This is a genomic window from Chthonomonas sp. (assembly GCF_035294165.1).
In the GTDB taxonomy this organism is placed as follows: domain Bacteria; phylum Armatimonadota; class Chthonomonadetes; order Chthonomonadales; family Chthonomonadaceae; genus Chthonomonas.
Window position 1 is genome coordinate 1 of the sequence record NZ_DATGLN010000079.1, and the last position, 6197, is coordinate 6197.

Genomic DNA, 6197 nt, shown 5'->3' on the forward strand with positions numbered 1-6197 from the left:
CATTTTAGAGCGAGATGGCCTCGAGGTGCTAGCAAAGGAGGGGCAGCTCGCCGCCTACCGACACGAGGGATTTTGGCAGTGTATGGACACGCTGCGCGACAAGAGGCTTCTGGAAAGCCTCTGGCAATCGGCAAACGCTCCATGGAAGGTTTGGGAATGAACGCATTCTGGAGAGATCGTCCTACCCTGATTACCGGCGCCACCGGCTTAGTGGGGGCGTGGCTGATTAAACGGCTTTTGGAGGCGCAGGCCGATGTCGTCTGTCTTGTGCGCGACTGGGTTCCCCAAAGTGAGCTGGTTCGTAGCGGCGACATAGAGCGCGTGCGCGTTGTGCGCGGGGATATTCGTGACCAGGCGCTGCTTGAGCGTGTATTGGGGGAATATGAGATAGATACCGTCATCCATCTCGCCGCCCAAACGATAGTCGGGATCGCGAATCGCAATCCCATCTCCACGTTTGAAACCAACATTCAAGGCACCTGGTGCCTGCTGGAGGCCTGTCGCAGAAGCCCCAAGGTAAAACAGATCGTGGTGGCCTCATCCGACAAAGCCTACGGCGATCAGGAGAAACTCCCCTACGATGAGACCACCCCACTTCAAGGGCAGCATCCCTATGATGTGAGTAAATCCTGCGCCGATCTCATCGCCCATACCTATGCCAAGACCTATGAACTACCGGTGGTGATCACGCGCTGCGGCAATTTCTACGGGGGTGGCGACCTCAACTGGAATCGCATCGTGCCCGGCACCATCCGTTCGCTGCTGAGGGGAGAACGCCCTGTGATCCGCTCGGATGGTAGCTATATTCGGGACTACTTCTACGTTGAGGACGGCGCTGCCGCCTACATGTTGCTGGCCGAACAGCTTGCTAAACGCCCCGAACTGCGGGGAGAGGCGTTTAACTTCTCCAACGAAATACAGGTGACGGTCCTTGACCTAGTCCATAAAATTCGCCACATTATAGGCTCTTCTTTAGAGCCAATTATCCTGAACGAGGCGAGCAACGAGATCAAGCACCAGTATCTGAGTGCGGAGAAGGCGCGCCGCATGCTGGGCTGGCAGCCTCTCTTCACCCTTGATGAGGGGCTTACCCGCACGATCCGGTGGTATCGTACATTTCTTTCTGCAGAAAATTAAAAACCTTTCAAGGAGCCATAAAACGATATGTCTAAACCCGAACGCCTCATCATGCTTTCGGCTATGTACGAAAATGGGGGGAATACCACGCATCGTATGCTTGATGGGCATCCAGAACTGTTTGTCTACCCCTTTGAATCTCAGGTAGGCACAAGCTTAGTAGCCGACTATTTCACGAGTTTTGTGCCTTTCCGCTATCGCTGGCCTGAGTTTCCTCTTCAAGGCCATCCGGGAGAGGATTACGAGCTTTTTTATGACGAGGAGATGAAAGCGCGTTTGCGCACTCCTTCAAGAAGCAAGTTCGCTCATGCCGACCTCCAACTTGATGAGAAGGAACGAAAACAGCGTTTTGTAGAGATCGTGCAGCAGAAACCGCGAACACGCGGGAATCTCGTGATGGCCTTCTTTGAGGCCACTTTTGATACCTGGCGCAATGTACAGCGCACCGGGCAGGAAAAGTATTATGTTGGCTACAATCCGGTGCAGGCCATTGATACGGAGAAGATTTTTGCCGACCTACCCGATGCCCACATCGTGCATGTGGTGCGCAATCCCTACTCCGGCTATGCCGATACCAAGAAACGCCCCTTCCCTCTCTCCCTCTCGCGCTATGTGTGGACGTGGAACATTCTCCAGCATATGGCGCTTACCTTTGCAGAGCGCTACCCGAAACGTTTTCACCTTCTTCGCTTCGAAGACATTATTGCCGATCCTAGAAAGACGCTGGGCAACCTGTGTGAGCGCCTTGGCATCGCGTGGTCTGACACCTTGCTTTACCCATCCTGGAACGGCCAGCGGCTGCAAGAAGTCTACCCGTGGGGGACGGTACGCATCCCAACCCCAGAAGCAAACATGGCCACCCTACGCGAGCTTTCTAATGAGGAAAGGGCAGAGATACGTTCTCTTGCCTCTGTAATGCTAAAACATCTAGGCTATGCCGATCTCTAGTTCGCAGACTCAAGCTTATGCTCTGCTACCCTCAGGTTCGGCGTTTCGTGAGGAGCAGGCACGCCTTTTTCTGCGAAAGGCCGATATTGAACTGCCAGACCAAAGGCTTGCCACTCTTCGCGAACGCCGCAATGAGGTGTGCCTTCGCCATCTATCTGTCGTTAAAGACATTTGCCGCCGTTTTTTCACGGATGACTTTCAGGTTGTGCCTTTATTGGAAATGGGCACATTTTACGCGGTCTATCGCGTCGAAATCGGGTCAAACCCATGCTACTACTTGCGTGCCAATCTTTTGTTGGGTACACCGGCATTTGCTTTTTTATTTGATGTCTGGGCAGAACACTACTTGCCTCATCGAGGTGTTCCCATCGTACCTGTTATTGCCGTCGAACTCGGCAACAGCACCCCGTTCAACTATATGCTCTCTTGTGCCGCGTTGGGTCGGCCTCTGAAACATTATGAAGACCCTCAAACACAGGCCATCAGTCCTTCTTTACTTGTCGCTCTCGGCAGAACGGTCGCGCACATTCACACCCTATCTGGTGAAAACTACGGTCTACTAGATATCGCTTTCTTACAAGAGGCCGCGGATAAACCGCGTGGAAGCAAAGTCACTTGGTCAGATTATCTTTTTCTCCATTTAGAAGACCATCTGAACCTATGCAAAGACGTTGGAGTCCTGTCTTCTCAGGATGCCCAATTTTGCTTACATCTTTTCCATCATGAAGCGTCCACAACCTTACAGGAGGTCGCATCCCATCTCCTTCATGGAGATTTGGGACATCATAACATTGTGACCGACGGAGAACAGATTACCGCGGTTTTAGACTGGGAGGACGCCCTTTGTGGCGACCCGATATTCGATATTGCAGGCTGGGGAACATTTACTAAAGACTGGATGCGGGAGCCATTTTTGGAGGGGTATACCTCTGTGCACAAACTACCCCCTGACTTCGAATGGAGATATTGGCTCTACTACCTGCGCATCGCTTTAGCAAAGACAGTGCACAGAATACGTTTTGATATAAAGGACCCTCCTCATCGCCAACCGGCGTATTTACGCATCCATAAGGCTTTAGAGCATCTGAGAAGGATATCATGAAATGCGTGTGTTACTAACCGGTGCAACAGGGTTTGTGGGGAGTTATACCTTGCGCAACCTACTTGAGCAAGGGGACACGGTAGCTGTTGTTATGCGAACTTCCAGCGACCCGTGGCGCATCCAAGGGCTTTTAGACAGGGTTACCGTTCTCTATGGAGATGTTTTTACCCCTCAAACGCTTGCGGAGGGCATCGCCCAATTTCGCCCTGAAGCCGTTATTCACCTCGCTTGGAAAGGCGTAGGCAACGCCGAACGCAACGACGTGGCACAGGTCTATGAAAACGTTCCCGGCAGCTTAGAGCTATTACGCATAGTTGCCGAGACCGGCTGTCAACACTGGATCGGGCTTGGCTCGCAAGCGGAATACGGGCCGGCAAACCAGATCGTTTCGGAACAGACAGAAACCGCTCCTACAACCTTGTATGGCATTAGCAAGCTCGCCTTATGCCAGCTTACCAAAGGGTTGTGCCAGCACTACGGAATGCGCTTTGCTTGGCTGCGCCTCTTCTCCTCCTATGGCCCTATGGATAGTCCTTACTGGATGATCCCTTACCTTATTCTCTCTCTATTGCGCCGAGAACGCCCTAAACTTACCAAAGGCGAACAGTTGTGGGACTATCTCTATGTCGGCGATGTCGCTGACGCCATTTGCCATGTGCTGCACCACACAGGGGCGGAAGGCGTGTTTAATTTAGGGTCTGGTGAGGCACGCTCTTTGCGTTCTATCATAGAGTATATCCGTGATAACATAGATACTTCGCTTCCCCTGGGCTTCGGCGAGGTACCCTATCGCCCCGATCAAGTGATGCACTTACAGGCCGATATCGGTCGGCTGAGGGCAATCGGGTGGAAGCCGAAAACCTCCCTAGAACAGGGCTTGAAACAGACTGTGGAGTGGTATCGTGCAAACCAACACCGTTACAACCGCTGATCTCGCCCGACGCATACGCGCTCACGCCTTGCGCATGGTGCATCGGGCGAACGCCTCGCATATCGGGACCTGCTTAAGCATGGCCGATCTTCTGGCTTGCCTCTATGGGGGCGTTTTACAGGTACGGCCGCAGGAACCTCATTGGCCACAACGCGACCGCTTCCTGCTGAGCAAGGGACATGGCGCCGCTATTCTGTATGCAGTGCTTGCCGAGCGCGGTTTCTTTCCCGTGGAATGGCTTGAAACCTATTGTGCCGACGGGTCTCTTCTCACCGGCCACATTAGCCACCATGTGCCCGGAGTGGAGGTCTCTACCGGTTCCCTAGGGCACGGGCTTTCTATAGGCTGCGGTATGGCCTTGGCCGGTAAGCGCGACGGGGCAGACTACCGCGTTTTCGTAATACTAAGCGACGGAGAGCTTGATGAAGGCTCCAACTGGGAGCCGATTCTGTTTGCCGGCCACCACCGTCTCGACAACCTGGTTGCCATTGTAGATTACAATAAGATTCAGAGTTTTGGCAGCGTTGTCGAGGTACTAGACCTGGAGCCACTTAAGGCCAAATGGGAGGCTTTTGGGTGGGCGGTGCGCGAGATAGATGGACATGACCATGAGCAGATTCTTTCTGCGCTCCAGGCCCTTCCTTTTCAAGAGGGGCGTCCATCGGTGCTTATTGCCCACACAGTAAAAGGCAAAGGAGTTAGCTACATGGAGGGGGAACTGGCGTGGCACTATCGTTCGCCCAATGCAGAGTTACTGCAAAAAGCCCTAGATGAGCTTGGAGGCTGCCAATGAGAACAGCATTTATCGAGGAGTTGTGTGACCTGGCAGCACAGGAGGAGCGTATTTGGCTGCTTTGTGGCGATCTGGGCTACTCGGTATTGGAGCGTTTTCGCGATCGGTTCCCGAATCGTTACATCAATGTAGGTGTTGCCGAACAGAACATGACGGGAATGGCCGCAGGCCTGGCCATGTGCGGAAAGATTGTATTTACCTACTCCATCGCGAACTTCCCGGTACTGCGCTGTTTGGAGCAGATACGTAATGATGTTTGCTACCACCGCGCGAATGTGAAGATTGTAGCCGTAGGAGGCGGGTTGGCCTACGGGGCGCAGGGCTATACGCACCATGGTGTTGAAGACCTCGCAGTGATGCGGGTTCTACCGGAAATGACCGTTATCGCTCCCGGCGACCCCATCGAGACCCGTTTGGCAACACGCGCCATTGTGCATCATGAGGGGCCATGCTACCTTCGCCTTGGCAAGGCGGGAGAGCCAACGGTTCACCCTGCAGAGCCGCACTTCGAGATAGGTAAAGCCATTAAACTGCGAGAAGGCAACTGTGTAACGCTCATAAGTATTGGGGGCATGCTGGCCACGGTGGTAAAAGCAGCGGAGTGTTTGGCAGAAGACGGCATACAGGCGCGCGTGTTGAGCATGCACACTTTGGCACCGCTTGATCGAGATGCCGTGTTGGCCGCTGCCGCGGAGACCGGTGGGATCATCACCGTTGAAGAGCATGGGGTAGGTGGACTTGCCTCTGCAGTAGCCGAGGTATTGGCCGCCGAGGGATGTACAGTGCCATTCCGCGCTCTTCATTTGCCTCGCAAGCCGGCATCTCATGCGGGAAGCCAAGAGGCGCTTCGTGGCGCCCATGGCCTTTCTGTAGAGGGGATTATGGACAAAGTAAAGGCAATTTTATCATAAAGAGATTCCATCAAGCGTTTTCACAAGGTAAAGCTTATTGTATACATGCATCAAAGGAAGAAGTACCGGTTACAGAAACTTTGGAAGGCACTAGGTATCGATCGTGCCATCGCCTATACGGCCATTAATAGGGGTTGGACCCTTATCTCCGGGGCACTCTCTCTTCTCCTCATCAGCCGTTTTCTAACTCCGGTTGAACAGGGCTACTACTTTACATTTGCAGACATTCTCGCGCTTCAAATTTTCTTCGAGTTGGGGCTTTCCACGGTTCTTGTGCCTTTTGCAAGTCACGAATTTGCCCATTTGAGGTGGACAGATCGAGGCATTTTAGAGGGTGATACCACGGCCAAGTCGCGACTGGCTTCTCTCCTGCGC

The 6197-nt window shown here is 53.3% G+C and carries 6 protein-coding genes and 2 pseudogenes; all 8 read left to right on the forward strand.

Translation table 11 applies throughout. From position 1 onward, the window contains the following. Window positions 1–160, forward strand: a pseudogene (locus tag VKV29_RS15270) (glucose-1-phosphate cytidylyltransferase); the annotation flags it as partial. After that, entirely contained in the window at window positions 157–1137 is a 981-nt protein-coding gene (locus VKV29_RS04170) for a GDP-mannose 4,6-dehydratase (RefSeq protein WP_324200045.1), read from the forward strand. The pseudogene VKV29_RS15270 and the gene VKV29_RS04170, both read left to right, overlap by 4 nt. Before the next feature lie 27 nt (window positions 1138–1164). Further along, window positions 1165–2085, forward strand: coding sequence for a sulfotransferase (locus VKV29_RS04175; protein ID WP_324200046.1), 921 nt, complete (start codon window positions 1165–1167; stop codon window positions 2083–2085). Continuing rightward, complete coding sequence (locus VKV29_RS04180) at window positions 2072–3187, forward strand: aminoglycoside phosphotransferase family protein (protein WP_324200047.1); 1116 nt, start codon at window positions 2072–2074, stop codon at window positions 3185–3187. The genes VKV29_RS04175 and VKV29_RS04180 overlap by 14 nt, the downstream gene beginning before the upstream one ends. Before the next feature lies 1 nt (window position 3188). Continuing rightward, window positions 3189–4118 (forward strand): NAD(P)-dependent oxidoreductase, encoded by a 930-nt coding sequence (locus tag VKV29_RS04185; RefSeq protein ID WP_324200048.1) that lies wholly within the window; start codon window positions 3189–3191, stop codon window positions 4116–4118. Further along, on the forward strand, window positions 4087–4911 hold the full coding sequence (locus VKV29_RS04190) for a transketolase (RefSeq protein ID WP_343217336.1): 825 nt from the start codon (window positions 4087–4089) through the stop codon (window positions 4909–4911). The genes VKV29_RS04185 and VKV29_RS04190 overlap by 32 nt, the downstream gene beginning before the upstream one ends. Next, entirely contained in the window at window positions 4908–5822 is a 915-nt protein-coding gene (locus VKV29_RS04195) for a transketolase family protein (protein WP_324200050.1), read from the forward strand. The genes VKV29_RS04190 and VKV29_RS04195 overlap by 4 nt, the downstream gene beginning before the upstream one ends. Before the next feature lie 45 nt (window positions 5823–5867). Further along, window positions 5868–6197 (forward strand): annotated as a pseudogene (locus tag VKV29_RS04200) (hypothetical protein); the annotation flags it as partial.